The sequence below is a fragment of the Bdellovibrio sp. ZFWA1 genome, assembly GCF_056175665.1.
In genome coordinates this window covers 1,792,731-1,809,037 of record NZ_JBJKJH010000001.1, presented here as the reverse complement: position 1 = coordinate 1,809,037, position 16,307 = coordinate 1,792,731, and the positions used below count along the sequence as shown (strand labels likewise).

At 42.5% G+C, this 16,307-nt stretch carries 16 protein-coding genes; 6 read left to right on the top strand and 10 right to left on the bottom strand.

The window, feature by feature from the left end:
• Positions 1–174 precede the first annotated feature (174 nt).
• Positions 175–1,425 carry a sigma 54-interacting transcriptional regulator gene (locus AC04MN_RS08840; protein WP_475382827.1) on the top strand — a complete coding sequence of 417 codons (1,251 nt, stop codon included), beginning with the start codon at positions 175–177 and terminating at the stop codon, positions 1,423–1,425.
• Here the strand turns inward: AC04MN_RS08840 and AC04MN_RS08835 are convergent, their stop codons facing one another.
• Positions 1,426–2,403 carry a flagellar basal body-associated FliL family protein gene (locus AC04MN_RS08835; protein WP_475382826.1) on the bottom strand — a complete coding sequence of 326 codons (978 nt, stop codon included), beginning with the start codon at positions 2,401–2,403 and terminating at the stop codon, positions 1,426–1,428.
• A 163-nt stretch (positions 2,404–2,566) separates the two neighbouring features.
• Between AC04MN_RS08835 and AC04MN_RS08830 the strand changes: the two genes are divergently transcribed.
• The 3 genes from AC04MN_RS08830 to AC04MN_RS08820 all read left to right on the top strand — a co-directional run bounded on the left by AC04MN_RS08830 (position 2,567) and on the right by AC04MN_RS08820 (position 4,486).
• Positions 2,567–3,199, top strand: a complete 633-nt coding sequence (locus tag AC04MN_RS08830) for a hypothetical protein (protein WP_475382825.1) — start codon at positions 2,567–2,569, stop codon at positions 3,197–3,199.
• A 151-nt stretch (positions 3,200–3,350) separates the two neighbouring features.
• Positions 3,351–3,884: a hypothetical protein gene (locus AC04MN_RS08825; RefSeq protein WP_475382824.1), complete on the top strand. Its 534-nt coding sequence runs from the start codon at positions 3,351–3,353 to the stop codon at positions 3,882–3,884.
• Complete coding sequence (locus AC04MN_RS08820; RefSeq protein WP_475382823.1) at positions 3,884–4,486, top strand: TetR/AcrR family transcriptional regulator; 603 nt, start codon at positions 3,884–3,886, stop codon at positions 4,484–4,486. Before AC04MN_RS08825 ends, AC04MN_RS08820 begins: the two co-directional genes overlap by 1 nt.
• Here AC04MN_RS08820 and polA read toward each other — a convergent pair.
• The 5 genes from polA to AC04MN_RS08795 form a co-directional block, all read right to left on the bottom strand.
• Complete coding sequence (gene polA / locus AC04MN_RS08815; RefSeq protein WP_475382822.1) at positions 4,483–7,119, bottom strand: DNA polymerase I; 2,637 nt, start codon at positions 7,117–7,119, stop codon at positions 4,483–4,485. The two genes, AC04MN_RS08820 and polA, sit on opposite strands and share 4 nt — an antisense overlap.
• Positions 7,120–7,187: 68 nt before the next feature.
• Positions 7,188–7,472, bottom strand: coding sequence for a helix-turn-helix domain-containing protein (locus tag AC04MN_RS08810; RefSeq protein WP_475382821.1), 285 nt, complete (start codon positions 7,470–7,472; stop codon positions 7,188–7,190).
• Between the two features lie 168 nt (positions 7,473–7,640).
• Positions 7,641–8,000: a hypothetical protein gene (locus AC04MN_RS08805; protein WP_475382820.1), complete on the bottom strand. Its 360-nt coding sequence runs from the start codon at positions 7,998–8,000 to the stop codon at positions 7,641–7,643.
• 5 nt (positions 8,001–8,005) lie between these two features.
• Entirely contained in the window at positions 8,006–9,349 is a 1,344-nt protein-coding gene (locus tag AC04MN_RS08800; protein ID WP_475382819.1) for a chloride channel protein, read from the bottom strand.
• On the bottom strand, positions 9,291–10,466 hold the full coding sequence (locus AC04MN_RS08795) for a carboxylate-amine ligase (protein WP_475382818.1): 1,176 nt from the start codon (positions 10,464–10,466) through the stop codon (positions 9,291–9,293). The genes AC04MN_RS08800 and AC04MN_RS08795 overlap by 59 nt, the downstream gene beginning before the upstream one ends.
• 27 nt (positions 10,467–10,493) lie before the next feature.
• Between AC04MN_RS08795 and AC04MN_RS08790 the strand changes: the two genes are divergently transcribed.
• Positions 10,494–11,306 carry a LysR family transcriptional regulator gene (locus AC04MN_RS08790; protein WP_475382817.1) on the top strand — a complete coding sequence of 271 codons (813 nt, stop codon included), beginning with the start codon at positions 10,494–10,496 and terminating at the stop codon, positions 11,304–11,306.
• Positions 11,307–11,312: 6 nt separating this feature from the next.
• Here the strand turns inward: AC04MN_RS08790 and AC04MN_RS08785 are convergent, their stop codons facing one another.
• Together AC04MN_RS08785 and AC04MN_RS08780 are read right to left on the bottom strand one after the other, a co-directional pair.
• The gene (locus AC04MN_RS08785) at positions 11,313–11,618 is read right to left on the bottom strand and encodes a septum formation initiator family protein (protein WP_475382816.1); all 306 of its coding nucleotides are present in this window, start codon (positions 11,616–11,618) and stop codon (positions 11,313–11,315) included.
• Positions 11,619–11,665: 47 nt separating this feature from the next.
• Positions 11,666–12,688: an N-acetylmuramoyl-L-alanine amidase-like domain-containing protein gene (locus AC04MN_RS08780; RefSeq protein ID WP_475382815.1), complete on the bottom strand. Its 1,023-nt coding sequence runs from the start codon at positions 12,686–12,688 to the stop codon at positions 11,666–11,668.
• A 120-nt stretch (positions 12,689–12,808) separates the two neighbouring features.
• Here AC04MN_RS08780 and AC04MN_RS08775 point away from each other — a divergent pair, with 120 nt between their 5' ends.
• Positions 12,809–13,864, top strand: coding sequence for a hemolysin family protein (locus tag AC04MN_RS08775; protein ID WP_475382814.1), 1,056 nt, complete (start codon positions 12,809–12,811; stop codon positions 13,862–13,864).
• 37 nt (positions 13,865–13,901) lie between these two features.
• Here AC04MN_RS08775 and eno read toward each other — a convergent pair whose 3' ends face one another.
• Entirely contained in the window at positions 13,902–15,170 is a 1,269-nt protein-coding gene (eno, locus tag AC04MN_RS08770; RefSeq protein ID WP_475382813.1) for a phosphopyruvate hydratase, read from the bottom strand.
• A gap of 44 nt (positions 15,171–15,214) precedes the next feature.
• Positions 15,215–16,231, bottom strand: coding sequence for a hypothetical protein (locus AC04MN_RS08765; protein ID WP_475382812.1), 1,017 nt, complete (start codon positions 16,229–16,231; stop codon positions 15,215–15,217).
• Positions 16,232–16,307: the final 76 nt, after the last annotated feature.

The following is a 16,307-nucleotide window of genomic DNA, read 5'->3' as shown; positions in this document are numbered from 1 at the left end:
ATTCCTTCTTGATACCCCAAGGTACTAGAATTTCTTGATTTTCTCAATTCTTGGATTCGAGTCCAAAAATAAATAATTCCGCCCCTCGGACAGCCTGAAATCGAACCTATTCGATTTGAGTTGGGCCTTAAGACTGCAATAAGGCCCGGACACAATGCCACAGGAGGCCAAAACATGAAGTCATATCTTATTCCCCTCAACAACACTAATTTAGCGACTCAAGATCTCGATTTGTTTGCAACGATCGGACGCGATTCTCACTGCTCGAATCCCTTAAACTGCGAAGACCTCAGCGAAAGACAATTCAGCATCTTCTTCCGTCAAGGTCATCACTGGATTCGCGATCTTAGATCTGGCACGCCCACCTTGGTAAATGAATCCTCGGTTAAAGAGACTCCATTAGCCGAAGGAGACATTATTCGAGTTCAAAATACAGAATTTAGATTTACGAAATTTCCGCCAGCAGCTTGCTTAGAGCTAAAAAGCGCTAACGAAACATGGGCTCAAGAACTGGTTCGTATTGGCCACGCCTCCAACACCGAGTTTCCGATTTTAATCCTAGGCCCATCAGGAGCGGGAAAAGATGTGCTCTCTCAGGCCATTCACAAAGCCAGCTCAAGAAAAAATGGACCTTGTGTATCAGTAAACTGTTCTTCACTGACCGAATCCCTGGTTGAAAGCGAACTTTTTGGCCATATTAAGGGTTCGTTTACTGGAGCAATTTCCGATAGAAAAGGGGCATTTGAAGCAGCACGTAACGGTACTCTATTTTTAGATGAAATCGGAGACCTTCCTCTGTCGATGCAAGCTAAGCTATTGCGTGCTCTAGAAAACAACGAAATTCGCCCCGTCGGCAGTGATCAAACAATAAAAACCAATGTACGAATCATTGCGGCGACTCACCAAAACCTTTTAGAGAAAATTCGAGAGGGGCAATTTAGAGCCGATCTATACTACCGATTAAATGTCGTAAGCATCCAACATCCGGCTCTGAATGAAAGAATGGAAGACTTTGATTCACTCCTTATGAACTTCGCCAAAGAGTACCGAGTCCGTTTTTCCATCGAATGTATCAACGAACTAAAATGCCATACTTGGCCGGGCAACATACGAGAGCTAAAGAACTTTGTTGCTCGCTGTTCAGCCCTTTTCCCAGGCCTAAAGATTGAAACCTCTATGCTTCATAAGTTGATCGATCCTATCGAGCAAAAATCAGCAATGCCGTCTCATATTTTACAACTTCAATCCGAGAGTAACGTCCCTATGCCCTTACTAAAAGACATCGAAAAACAAATGATCATAAAAAGATTGATTGCGAACCGAGGTAATCAACGCCGAACGGCCTACGATCTTGGACTTCCTAAGTCAACTTTGCACGATCGTCTTAAATATTTTGAAATCAATCCGAAGGAATTTAAAATCTAATCAAGGCTTCAGGATCACCGTTTTGATAAATACACGGCGTATTTTTCCCTTGGTTAAGACCGAATTTACTTTCTTTCTAATCCGATCACACAAAAGTTGTTTGCCCTCTGGAGTCGACAACTGATCGTAATTCATTTCTTCGATCGTGCGCTGGAAAAGATCTCTCATTTCCGGCTCGCGATCTTTTACTTCTACAACAGCCTCCGAAGCGGCTCCTTCGACAACAAATTCAAAAGCCGCCATCGGGTTCTCGCTCGAGTTGTTAGAACGCTGAACATTCACTACCATTTTTTCCAAAGCTAGAACGTTTTGAACGCCATGCATAGAGTCGTAGAACGATTCCATTTCTGTTGCCGGATCAAAAACCAATGAAGAGTCGGCCCACTCTTCCATATTCTTTACAAAAAGCTGTTTGTCCTCGGGCAAAACACCTTTATGAGCCAAAATCCTAAAAAGAACAAAGCCCGTAACACCAATAAATAAGAATAACAATACAGCCATGGCTTTTTGAACTTTGGTAAAATGCTTGAAAGAGGTTCCAACGTTCGCGATGCCCTCTTTGATTCCTGCAAGAAATCCTTTCAGCTTTTTTAGAATCCAAGGCCCCAATGATTTTAAACCACTGATTAAATTATCTTTAAAATTAAAAGTAAACTCTTTGAACTTTCGATAGCTTCTTCGCAAAGGGAATAACAGTTTAGGAATAAACGGAAAGAGCTTATACAACAACCCATAGAAGCCGATAGCCTGCTTCCATGACTTGATCTCGGACTCCAAGGTATACTCGGCGGTATACTCGTCATCAGCGCTATCACCCACAATATTATCAGCTTTAATTGCCGACATTGTTTGAGCAAATTCAGGGTCCACTTCCGCCAACAACGAATCGATAGCCTCAAGGCTCATCTCTTCAGATGCAGCCTCGTCCTTGGTCTCGGTCGTTGAAGTGTCGGGGTTATTGCTTTCGTTTTCAGCCATTCCTGAGTCGAGTCCTTTTCAACTTATTGTAAGAACCCTAGTCCTGCCCTTCAAGTTTATTTTCGCAAAGGCAAGACCTTCCTGTAAAATGATTTCGAATAGACCATTCAGATGGAGATCTAAAATGTCCTTTGGGCCTCGTTTGCAACTTATATTTATCACTATGGCTGTATTCACAATGCTTGGCTGTGTGGGATTACACAGATCCCCGGAAAGTGGTTACTCGGATCCTTCTAAATCATCCGATAAAATCGCCTATGTCGACAATAGAACTTCCAATGGACCTCAATACAATGCCGACTACCGAAAAGTTGCCTACGAACTTGGCTACAATCCCGATGTCGGCTTAAGCTATGACGAGCACGAAGCTGTTTCAAATCGAATGAAAGTCCGCCAATTAGAAAAACGACTTTCTGCCAGAAAAGAAAAAGAACAGTATTCTAAGATTTTACCTTGGGTCAAAGACGATGCCGAGCGCATTGAATTTTTGAACATTCCAACACTTGAAGGACGACAGGCGTGGATCTTAAGAAACAAAATCTGGGAAAGGTCGAAAACACCAGATTCTGAAATGAAAGCCATTATCGAGTCCCAGGACATCTCGGTCGGCATGCCTATGGACTTAGTTAAAAAATCTTGGGGAGAGCCGATGACCGTCGATATCTCTGGAAATCCCGTCTATAAAAATGAACGTTGGAAATATCAAAAATTCGTCTCGGCTCCCGACGGCTACAAAAAAGAAACACGCTACGTCTACTTTGAGGGAGGACGTGTTGTTGGCTGGGAAACAGAATAATAAAGCATTCATTTTAAGCACTTAGGGCGGATTCACGATCTGCCCATTTTTAGATATATAAAAGTTATAACTTATAACTTTTTATTTTTAAAAATAAAGAAAATCGCTTAATTTACTTAGCGACAACTTATCCATTACCAAAGGTCAAAATATGAAATCCCTAATCTATTTTTTAGTGCTAATTCCAGGTTTTAGTTTCGCTCAGGACCATATTGTTCAATATCAATGTCACGCTACAAAATATGTTAGCAATCCCTGGCTTCCGTCCCAGGGTTCCGAGGTTTGGGACGACGACGACAGTCGGTTCGATGCAGAACTGACCTTACTCAAAAGAGACAATCAATTTTATGGAATGATTGAGGTCTTTAAAAATGAATCACGCCAAGACCTATCGCCGTCGGCAGCAAATCGCTGGCGGATAAGCCCTGGTGAAAAAATATTAATGCGACAACTCTTGCAAAATGACGTGCCTCCTTGGAGAAAACTGAATACAAATTCAGTGTACCTAAAAGGGACTAATAAGGTCGGCAGCCCTTTCGAGCTATCCTGGTCTAAGTTCGCCTTTGGTAATCAAGAAATTAAAGTCTATTTTAACATTGAGGCCATTGCGAGAACCGAAGATCATGTTGCCTACGGCACATCCCAAACTTTCGCATGCCGTTTGAAAGTAGAAGAGTACAGATAATGAAATCAAAGGGCCAGCAGACAAAAGAGAATATATTACTAGTGGCCCTTTATCAATTTTCCAAAAAAGGCGTTCAAAACGTTAGTTTTCAGGACATTGCCGAAGACCTTGGAATAACCCAGCCCGCCTTATATAAATATTTTAAAAATAAGAATGATTTGCTCAAGCAAGCTATTGAATTAGCCGCCGATCATGGTCGAGAGTATTTTAAATTACCAAAAAAACTTTTACAGAGCGCAAAGCGCGAGCAGGTCCTTCTTTATTATATCAAGAAAAATATTGAATGGTCTCAGCAATCAGCCCCCTACAACGTGGCTTTTCTTTCATTGCACTACTTCGCAACACAGATTGAAGAAATAAAAACTTTACATCAGCAAATTAACGAGGCTCGGCAGCAAAGAATATTAGAATTGATCCTGCCCTTAATAAGCGAAAAAAAATGGAGTCCCTTACTGGGGACTCCCGAATTGTCTCGAAGAATACACAATATACTTCTAGGAGAAATGCTCGAGGCTTATAACCAATCGGGCAATGAATCAATTGAACTTCGAGCCGAACAAATATTTCTAATCATTAAAAATTTGCTGAATGCCAAAGACTAATGAGCCTCATCCCAGTTGAATCCGATCGCGTAGTTTACCTTAAGCGGTACCTTCAACGAAGCAACCCCTTCTAATATTTTAACCAGAGCAGGAGCCTGCGCTTCTAAATTTTCCTTGGTATCTTCAAAGATCAACTCATCGTGCACTTGCAACAACATAGGCAAAGAAATAGCTTTATCGACCTCGATCATTGCTAATTTAACAAGATCTGCCGCTGTTCCCTGAATAGGCGCATTGATAGCTGCGCGCTCGCCAAACTTTTTCAGGGCCACGTTTTTAGAGTTCAATTCGTCGATGTAACGGCGACGTCCAAAAAGAGTTTCCACATATCCTTTTTCATGGGCCAACTTCACAGTACTGTCGATGTACTCCCGAACATTTTTAAAGCGTGTGAAGTATCGTTCAATAATATCTTTAGCTTCCGTCCTAGAAATCCCTAAATTCTCGGCCAAGCCAAACGCACCTTGACCGTAGGCTATTCCAAAATTCACGGCTTTTGCAGCTCTTCTTAGCTCTGAAGTCACATCTTTCAACGAGACGCCGTAAATCTCTGCAGCAGTGGCAGCATGAATATCTAGATCATCGGCAAAGGCTCGGCACAATCCCGGATCTTCCGAAATATGCGCTAAGATGCGAAGCTCGATTTGCGAGTAGTCTACCGACAACAACTGCTTGCCTTCGTCTGCGATGAAGGCCTTGCGCACCATTTGCCCTCGGGCCGTGCGGATCGGAATATTCTGCAGATTGGGATGGGTACTTGATAAACGCCCCGTTGACGTTAAAGCTTGATTGAAACTGGTATGAACACGTCCCGTTTTTTCATCTATCAGCTCAGGCAACGAATCCACGTAGGTCGATTTCAATTTAGCAAGTTCTCGGTACTCTAGCACCAACTTTGCAATAGGATGCCCGATAGCCTCTAGTACTTCGTTATCTGTCGAGTATCCAGTTTTAGTTTTCTTAGTTGCCTCAAGTCCCAATTTTTCAAATAAGATAACTCCAAGCTGTTTCGGGCTGGCAACATTGAATTCTTCTCCAGCTGCTTGATGGATCTCTTTTTCCAGGCGTTGAATATCTGTGCCTAAGGCCTCGGAGTACTCTTTAAGCATCGGAACATCAATGCGAATGCCTCGATTTTCCATCTTAAGCAATGAAGCCGCCAAAGGAAGTTCAAACTTTTGATATACTTCGGTGGCATTAAATTGAATCAGTTTCTTCTGTAAAGCTTCCTCTAGCAAAGACAGGGCTTTAATCCACTGTCCGGCACTTAGAGCTTCCGGCAAGCTTAAATTGCACTCTCTTAAAAATATCTTTCTTATGTCGGACGTATTTTCCGCTTTCACTGAATAAGCAGCTAGCATCGCATCCCACTTACCAATGGGCGTTTGCGCTCCAATTTGATGCCAAAAGTTTTTCAGATCAAATCCCTTCCATTGGATCTGCAATTGATCAGTTAAGGCACCCAAATCACGCAGTGGACCCTCAAAACCGCCCTCGCTGGTGTCGATAGTAAAAACTGAAAAATCAATTCCCAAATAAATCGTCTTACTATCAAAGAAACCCCAAATCGTTTTTTGAGGTTTCAACATGACTGCTAAGTCCGCCACCGATCTGGCAGCTTTTTCAACCGGTAAATTTGCCTGAAGTTGCTCTAGGGATACCATAAAAAATTCTGGTGTCTCGATATTCACAGGTATTGCTGGAGTTGTTGCAGTAGATACTCCAACAGCAGAACCTGGCACCGATGACGAATTGACAGAGCCGGAAGCTCCTGCCGGTGAAGCGTCTCCAAGCAAAGTCTTTTCAAAGGTTTTGAAGTTCAATTCACGCAACAACGCGCGGAGCTCTTCGGTATTCACGGCCTTGACATGATAAGCTTCCAGATTTCTCTCTAAGGGAACTGATGTGACGATCGTGACCAACTCTTTAGAAAGAAAGGCCATCTCTTTTGAATCGATAAGCTTCTGTTTGATACTCTTTGATTCAACTTCATCAATTCGAGCGTAAATATCTTCCAAGGTAGAGAACTGCTGAAGAAGCTTAAGAGCCCCTTTTTCTCCAATGCCTTTAACTCCAGGCACATTATCCGAGGTGTCGCCAACAATAGCTAAGTAATCTATAAACTGATCGGGACGCACACCCCACTTGTCAAAAACTCCTTGGGAATCGTAACGAACATCCTTCATCGTATCAAAAAGCACAACGTGATCTTTGATCAATTGGCTGAAATCTTTATCGCCCGATACTATGACGGCTTCCAAATCATGTTCACGAGCGATGTGAACCATTGTACCAATAAGATCATCGGCTTCGTATCCAGGGACTTCTAGAGTAGGAATCCCCATAATCGAAGCTAATTTTTTAATGTAAGGAATCTGAACAGCCAAATCCTCGGGCATTTCAGTGCGATTGGCTTTGTAATCGTTGTAAAGATCTTTACGAAAAGAAGGTTCTTTGCGGTCATAACAAAAAACCATGTAATCAGGTTTTTCTTCCTTCATTAGCTTCGTAATCATCGATAAGAAGCCATAAACCGCATTAACTGGAACACCTGTTGAAGACGTGAGCGGGCGTATAGCGTAGTAGGCTCTAAAAAACATCGCACTGACGTCAATAAGATAGATTTTCTTCATGAGATATTCCCCCAGTAAGGACAAAGTATCCAAATGTCCTACACTGAAGGAATGAATATGTCAGTATTTTAGAGTTCCGCTAAGAAACGAGTCGTATCCATTTGCTCAAGATGAGCTTCTTCCATCTTGTTTTCCGCAAGCGGTTGAGCGTGCAGCTCTTCGCTTAGTTGATCTGCATGCTTTTCAATAATTTCAAGTTCGCTACTTAAAGCACCTTGAGCAATTAAGTTTCCCTGTTCAAGTGCGACGACCAGCTCTGTCGAGCAGCCCATATTTCTAGCCAAATCAGCCTGACTCCAGCCTAAACGAAGTCGAAGGCATCTGATAGACTCTTTGTTAAAGGACTTATGCATTTGAAAATACTCCCTTTTTTGTAGAGCTTTAGAGCTTGTATACTAGTCAGATTCCAGAAAAAAGAAAAGCTACAATCATGAAATGAATGCCTCTTTTGCCATCCTATTTTATGACAAAACACGAGGCCTTTTCGGTGAGTCTAATTAAAATTAAAAAATTTCAGACACTTAGACGCTAATATAATGCTCTACATGACATCCATCACACTTTATTGCGATTGGCCATTTTACAATAGTTGTCATCGAAGGAAGAGGACTACCACACTCCAAACAGTTCCCTTTCGTGATTTCGAGATGCCCCAGTGGCCAAGACCGCAATCGCCACAACTTCACTACAAAAAGAATAGCCCCCGTTGGAACCAAAATAAAATGGAAGACTGGTATAAACACAGAAACAATAGTCACCAAGATGATGCCTAATATCTTCGCGGCCTCTTGCTTTAGAAAAGCCCTCCGATCTAAATTTCTGACAACTGCTTCGATGGAAGACTCTTTCATAAAGTAGTTAGTAATCTTAAAGGTGGCCATACGAATTACTTTCCATCCCCGGCGCTTGAAATATACCTCTTGGCAGATAAATCATAAAATCCTTCTCGTCGAAAAAGTCGAGCCGCGGTATATGATATAATGGCAACCCAAAGCAGCGCGGAAATACTGACATATTTATCGGTCATTTCTAAAACCAATACAAACGAAGTCAAAGGGCTTCGAGTAAATCCAATTAAAAAGCTAATCATACCAGCCAAAATAATCAAGTTGACTCCGCCTGAATTCAATTCGAACTCAAACAAATGGGAAAGAAAGTATCCAAGGCCAGCCCCTGCAGCCAAAGCCGGAGCAAAAACACCCCCCGAAAGACCAACACTGTAAGTAAGGAAGTTATTGAGAATTCGCAAAATGGGAGTAAATCCATGCATGTCTCCTCTATCAAATAGAAGCTTCGCCATATATTCCTTACCAGAACCAATGGAATCCTTATCAATAAATACAATCAGAGATACAACGAGTGAAACGAATAGAATCCACTTTAAATTTCCTTTAAAACTCTTGATTGAGTTTCGTTTTTGCATGAGACGATATAAAAGATCAGAAACAAGTGCGGCAAAATACCCGTTAAAAAATGCAACAAAGCTAATAATTGCAAGTAAATGCAGATTTAGAGGGGAAGTCACCGGATTCCCCACATAAAGATAGGGTCCGACGATGGCTTGAGAAATCAATCCAGCAACAAATATTGAAAATAGAAGCTGAGTTTTAAGCTTAGAAAAATGGAGTTGCCCGACTTCCTCTATGGCATACATAATTCCGCCAAGAGGAGTATTAAATGCGGCAGCCAAGCCCGAGGCAGATCCAGCAATTATCCAATAGTTTGGATTTCCGATCCCAACATACTTTTGATAGATCTTGTAACACCCATAATACAGCGAAGCCGCTATGTGCAATGATGGCCCCTCTCGCCCGATAACACCCCCGCCGATAATAGCAAGACAAGAACTAAATACTTTAACAAAAGCAATTCTAAATCCTAACAATCGTTCTCGAAAAACCAGATCCTTCGTTTTTCCTTCCTCCAGCACAGCCATTATCTGAGGAATCCCAGAGCCCGAGGCACCTGGTTCAATATAATGAACAAGGCCCCATGCACATAGAAACATAAAGGGGGTCAATAGAAATATCAAATTGGGATTTAGAACTAAGATTGCTCTAAGAAGTCCTTCCGCTTTTGCAAAAAGCTGCGAGTACAAAACAATCAAGGTAGAAACTATCACCGCAGTCACTAGCAAAACAATAAACTCTATTCTTCGAGTAAAAAGAGAGTCAAAATATGTTCTGTCTAACACTTTCCGCAAAAACTCTTGAAGACTCTTGAACCACATGCACTCTATCCTTTGTCTCATCGAAGCTCAATTGAGCCTTAAAATCATTTTTATAATTAAATAAGAATTCCCAGAGCGGCAGATAATCTAACCTCACTCTGCTCTGCTCAATGTCGTTGATTGTCTGCCGAAAAAAAGTCCAAAGATCCTGGGTATTTCCTTTGGAATCCACCAATATTGATGAGTCCATTCCATACCTTGCAGCCCTCCATTTGTTCTCTCGAGTCATCCAATCGCGAGGAATTTTCGAATGACTTAGGGGTGATTTTACAATCAATTCACAAATACTCTGCACGAGAGCCGCAAATGCCGCAACGTTTTGAAGCCGAAGGGGAGAATCAAATATTCTAACCTCAATCGTACCAAATTCATTGTTAAGGCGAACATCCCACCATAAATCTTTTAATGTTGAGATGGATGAGCTCTTCTTGAGCGCATCGATAACATCCTTGAACTCCGTCCATGACTTAAAAATCACAGGATGCCCCCCGGTAGGCTTTGACTCGAATATTGTACTTCTGGAGGACGCCAGTCCAACATTACGATTTTCAAAAAAAGGTGAGTTCGCACTTAATGCGAGCAAAAGAGGAATATATCGCTGCAACTGATTCGAGACAGCTATAGCTGTCTCGCCGTCGGGCATCCCAACATGAACATGAACCCCAAAAATAAGCAAACGCTTAGCTATCCACTGATTTTCTAAAATCAACTTTTCATATCTTTTTGAAGGAAACAATTTACGATCATCGTATTTTTCGAATGGGTGAGTTCCGGTAGACAATATACCTGCCCCGAACGAATTTGCCACCATCTCTAGATTTAGATGCAATTCTTGCAGTTGATCAAAGACTTCGAAGGCATTGTCACAAACGCCCGTGCGCACCTCGATCATACTTTGAAATATTTCAGAAGTAATTCGACCATCACATCCGTGCTCACTCAATACCCTAAGGACATCTTGCGCAATTGGCATCAGACATCCGTTACTTCGATTAATGAACTGCACTTCGTGCTCAACCCCAAGCGTCATGCGGGTATTTGAATTAAATTTCATCAACTTCAATATACGTATTCCCGCTTGATGAACCAAACTTAAATGATAATATTCGTGAAACACGAACATAGACACATAAAGAGGAAAAAAATGAAGGTAAACTGGAATCAGCTCTTCGGCTTTTATGTCATTGCCCGAGAAAAATCCATTCTTCGAGCGGCTCAGAAAATGGATATTTCAAACTCAACGCTGAGTGAACAGTTGAAACGCCTTGAAGTTGAGCGCAAGTGCTTGTTAATCGATCGTTCTCCAAAAAAATTTAAACTAACTAAAGAGGGCCAAATTCTCTACAAGCAGCTATCTCAGGTTTTCGAGAAAGAAATCTTCTCTGAAAATCTTCCGGGTGATCAAAGAAGCTTTTTAACAATCGGTGTCGTTCCTGGATTTCTCTTCACTAAATCTTACAGGATTGTGGAGGATTATATTCATAAAATTCGCTCACAAACATACGAAATCAAAGGGGCTCAACATTTTGAGCTTGAACAAGCGCTTCTAGCCGGCGACCTCGACTTAGGCATCTCACACCGCCCTTTTCTTAACCGTTTACATACCAAAAGAATATCGGATGTGCATTTCTCCTTTTGGGCAGCATCGAATCTCCACGGGAAAAGTTTAGCCGATTTGCTTTTTGAGCTCCCAATCGCTCTGTATCGAGATGAACAACTTCCTTCCGAAGTTCAAGAATCTATCTACGCTAAATTTAGAACATTAAATCTTAAATATATCGTAACTGATTTTCCAAGCCTAGCAATTGAACTCACGAAAGCAGGTAAAGCGTTGACAATTCTTCCTTCGGACGAAAAAGTTCCAGGACTAAAGGAGGCACAATGTCCCATTTGGCTTCCCAAAATGAAGTCGACACTTTACATAGCATCAAGAGATAAATTTTTGTTAAAAACTTAAAAAAGATTAGTCGTTTGCAAAAACGAAAACCAAGTCATTCTCGCTGACCAAATCCAGTCGATCGCGAGCTTGCTTTTCAATAAAGGAAGGGTCTTTAGCTTCTTTTAGCTGAGCCTGCAGACGGACAGTTTCGCCTTGAATTTTTTGAATGTCGGCCGTCAAGCGATCAAAATCTCGATTCAAACTCCATAACCGAAAAACAGTTCCGTTTAAAATTAAGTACACAACTAAAAACACCAGGCAGCTAATAGCCACGCGTGATGGATGATTCAGAAATTTTCTAAAGTTTGTGGCAGCAACGGTAATAGACATGAAACTATTGTAAAACAGTTCACAACCACCGCCTATAGGACCTTCATCTAGTTTACTTGCAATGGAAGCAGGATTTGAATTCCACCGATACTTTGTACCGACATCATTCGTTGCATATAAAGATGCAAGGGCTCTTGAACTACGGTCTTACCCTGGCTTGCATGGCGAAAAAATAAAATACCCTTTTCACGAATTGCAAAACCTTGATGGGAGACATCTAAATATGTACCTGCAGCCTTTCGCAAATCCCATTGAGGCCGGACGATATTTATAATCGCACCAGATGGGATACGATTTAAAATATCACTATGCTCTTCAATAAGGCTAGCTTTGGGAATGTAGGGAATTTCAGATAAACGCAAAGTCTCTTGAGCAAAAGCCGATGGCATCTTATTCACCTTCAGCGCCCAATTCTTTTTATCTATCCAGGTCTGCGACAATAATGTCTTATCCCGTCCAACTTTTGCCGTGATATCTTTAAAGATATTATGCCGAACTCCATTTGGAACCCAATCAACACCAGTAAAGTGATTGCGCTTTTCGTAGGCAACAACTCCATCTTGATAGCGAATTTGATTCATCTCGTATTCGAAGCTCGACACACTATCGGCCCGAGACAATGACAAGATAGTTTCCACAAAAGTTGTGCAGTCAAATCCATCAAATCTGTAAAGAGGATCACGATCTATCAAAGACTCTGCTCCCTCGCCAAGGGGATCAACAACATAGGGGGTTGCTTTATTCAAAAAAACTTTCGAATACCATTCGATCCTTGATTTAATTGGAAGGTCTGAAATCTGGAGACTTTGGGATTGCTCTAACAGCTTTTCTAAAAAGGGGGGACTACTAAGCTCCGTACGATATTGCCCCAAAGAATAAGACGGCAATACCAGTAGGACTGATAGCAAAAAAACATTTTTCAAATCCTTTAGGGTCTTAAACTCGTTCATTAAAACTCCGCAGAACAACGGGCTGATAGCACCAATTCCATCGACCTTCCCTGTGCTCTGCAAAGGCATTGCCCCCGGCATCTCGCATACATTAGATCTGACAGGCGAAAAATGCCTCATCTTTAGACACTTCCTACGTTTTCAGGCACCCGCCCCAAGCTACAAAGTCTCCAGCGAGCAGTCCTTGAGTCTTTCCAGTGACTAATGGTATTTTGATAGCCTCATCCTGAAGGAGCCTTCATGTTCGAAGTTTTTGTGATCGCCATATGCCTTTTTGCCAATGCAATTCTATCTTGCATTGAAATGGCCTTCGTCACGGTTTCAAAACCTCACCTTAAACAACTTTCGGCAAAAGGGAATCTTGCTGCGGCTCGAGTAATAAAACTGAAAGAGACACCAGAAAGAACTCTTTCGATCTTACAGATTGGTATCACTTTAGTTGGCGCCATTTCGGCAGCCGTCGGCGGAGCTGGAGCGGAAGAAACATTGAGCCCCATATTTCAGAATAGCTTTGCGCTTTCAGAAGAGACTGCAGAAATTCTTTCGATTATCGCAATCGTCATTCCACTAACTTATCTCAGCGTAGTGGTCGGCGAGTTAGTACCTAAAAGCTTAGCCCTGCGTTTTCCAATGAAGCTAGCCTTAGGCGGCGGACTCATACTGCAGGTATTAGATAAAGTCTTTGCCCCCTTTGTTTATATTTTGGAAGAATCGACTCGCTTACTTCTTAAGCTGATCTCTCATAATCTTCCCGCCGAGAGCATTCACGAAATGAACACGACGGTGGATCTAGAGCCCCTCACGGATTCCAGCAAACAATATGTTTTAAATCTAATGAACGTCGATAAAAAAACAGTTCAAGATATCTTACTTCCCTGGGATCAAGTCTGTAAGGTTGAAATAACTCTGCACTACACAGAGGTTCTTCAGATCATCAAAGACTCTCGTCATACACGCCTCCCCGTTGTCCATGAAGAGATGGTCGTTGGTATTCTTCACTCTAAAGAGTTCGTTTCTGAAACCGAAATTACTAGGCTGAATTGGGCCGAACTGATTCGTCCTGTGATGTTTCTAAAACCCAATGAGCCGATCATCAATGCGCTTAAGCTTCTTCAGGGAAATAAATCTCACTTAGGTGTCATCAAAGATGGAGCTCAAGTGTTAGGGATGGTTACGATGGAAGATATATTCGAAGAAGTTGTTGGCGACATTTACGACGAAGACGACAGTCCGCGCGCTTTACTTTCGACCAACTCGAAAATAAGAAATATGGGACTTACGGAACGAAAAAGATAATAAAAAACCCCTTCCTTATCAGAAGGGGTTTTTATTTTTAACGAAATGCAAACTTATCCCAGTACATTCCCATGCCGCCTAAATCTTCTTCAATTCGAAGCAACTGATTGTACTTGGCCGTTCTTTCGCCACGACACAAGGAACCCGTTTTAATTTGGTGGCAGTTCAAAGCAACCGCAAGATCAGCGATCGTCACGTCTTCAGTTTCCCCTGAACGATGCGACATCACTGTCTTATATTTATGCCGCTGAGCCAAGTTAACGGCCTCGAAGGTCTCCGTCAAAGTACCGATCTGGTTAACCTTCACAAGCAATGCATTCGCTGCACGCTTCTCGAGACCTTGGCGAAGACGTTTAGGATTTGTCACAAACAAATCATCGCCAACTAGTTGAACTGTAGAACCTAAACTTGCAGTAGCTTGCACCCAAGAATCCCAGTCGTCCTCGGCGAAACCATCTTCGATAGATACAAGCGGATATTTCTCGGACCATGATTTATAGACTGCCAAAAGCTCGGCCGGAGTGATCTTTCCGCCCTGCCATTCGTACTTACCTTCTTTAAAAAGTTCAGTAGACGCAACATCCAACGCTAAAAAGACGTTTTGACCAGGCTCGTAGCCAGCAGCAACGATAGCCTCCATCAACAAATCCAAAGCCTCTTGATTAGAGCCCAACTTCGGAGCAAAACCGCCCTCATCACCAACAGCCGTTGCCAGACCTTTTTTAGATAAAATCTTTTTTAAAGTATGGAAAATTTCTGAACCCGCACGAAGTGATTCCGCATAAGAGTTATTCACTGTCGGCACGATCATAAACTCTTGCACATCCAAACCATTATCCGCGTGAGCCCCACCGTTTAATACGTTCATCAAAGGAACTGGAAGGCGGCAAGCTTGCGAACCGCCCACATAGCGATACAATGGCAGACCAACATCTTGAGCCGCCGCCTGAGCAACAGCTAAGCTGACGCCCAAAATAGCGTTCGCACCCAAAGATGATTTATTTTCTGTCCCATCAACATCACGAAGAATCTTATCGATATAAACTTGTTCGGTCACTTCAAGGCCTGTGATTTCAGGAGCCAATTTTTCACGAACATTGTCGACCGCTTTATAAACACCCTTACCTAGAAAACGATTTTTATCGCCATCACGCAATTCGCAGGCTTCGTGTGCGCCCGTCGATGCTCCAGAGGGAACTGCGGCTCGGCCCTTGCTACCTTTAGCTGTATGAACCTCAACCTCAACAGTAGGATTCCCTCGGCTATCTAAAATTTCTCGAGATAATACGTTGATAATTTCTGACATAAGTCCCTCCCATGCGACTTCACATCAAAGACTCTAACTCTGATTTATTTTTTTTCAACTAATGACTCGGTTGTCGCGTCGGACTTCCGATCGATTTTTCTGACGATTTCCATACTTTCAGAAACGGTGCGAGGATACTGGGTTTTTACAAACTCCCAGTCGACTCTGCGCATAGCTTCTTTAACTGCAGGGGTCACTTTTCCTTGAGCAGCCAGCATCGTAATCAGCTGCTGAGCTCGGACCATGTAATCGTGCATTCGAGCCAAGTTTTGACCAAGTTTATACGAAGGTGTGTCTTGATCAAAGTTAATATGTCCTAAAGCTGGACCTGACGGAAATATGGGAGTCGCCGCTTCATCACCGGATTTAATTTCAGTCACCAAACGTTTTTCGTAATCTCGGATTTTGGCTTCTAAATCCGAAATATACTTTTGCAGATCCTCTCGCTCGCGTTGAGTCTGCTGTAAGTCTTCGATCAGACTTTTGAACAACTCTGGACTGACCTGACGACCCAGCTCTTCGCCGAAGATGGATTTTTGTTGATTAGACCAAGTCAGCTTGATCGTGATACCTTCCCATTCGCAAGTGGCCGCAGGCTGCCCGACATAAAGAGGCAAGGCTTCAAAGGCCGCTTTCAAATAGCACGACACCAATGGGTACTGTTCCGCAGGCAAGGGCAGATCAAAACTAAGACTGTGCTCTTCACGGCGAATATTATCGACCGGGGGCTTTGGCGAAATAAAATACGAAAGAAATTGCTCGGGATTGCTAAACACCTCTTGCGGATGAGGCATCATCTTAAGCACTGAATCTAGAACTCCCCAAGGACGCAGTTCGGGACCTTCATGTCCCGCCTTCTGGCAAATATTAAACTCTTTTTTCAGGGGAATACGGTGAGCAGCCTCTAGAAAGGCCTCCATTTCGGGCGCAGAAATCCAGTAGGAGGGATCTCGCAATAATTCTGCGGGGACTGATGCCGCATCATAAAGAGCGGTGATGTCCTCTCCCTGCCCCTCAATAACGGATATAATGGCATTGGAAATCTTACAGCTAAAGTGCACGGAGTTCGTTTACCCTATAGAGGACCCCGAAGCGAATATTTTTTCATAGTCTGAATGCATTATTCCCCTGAAATTG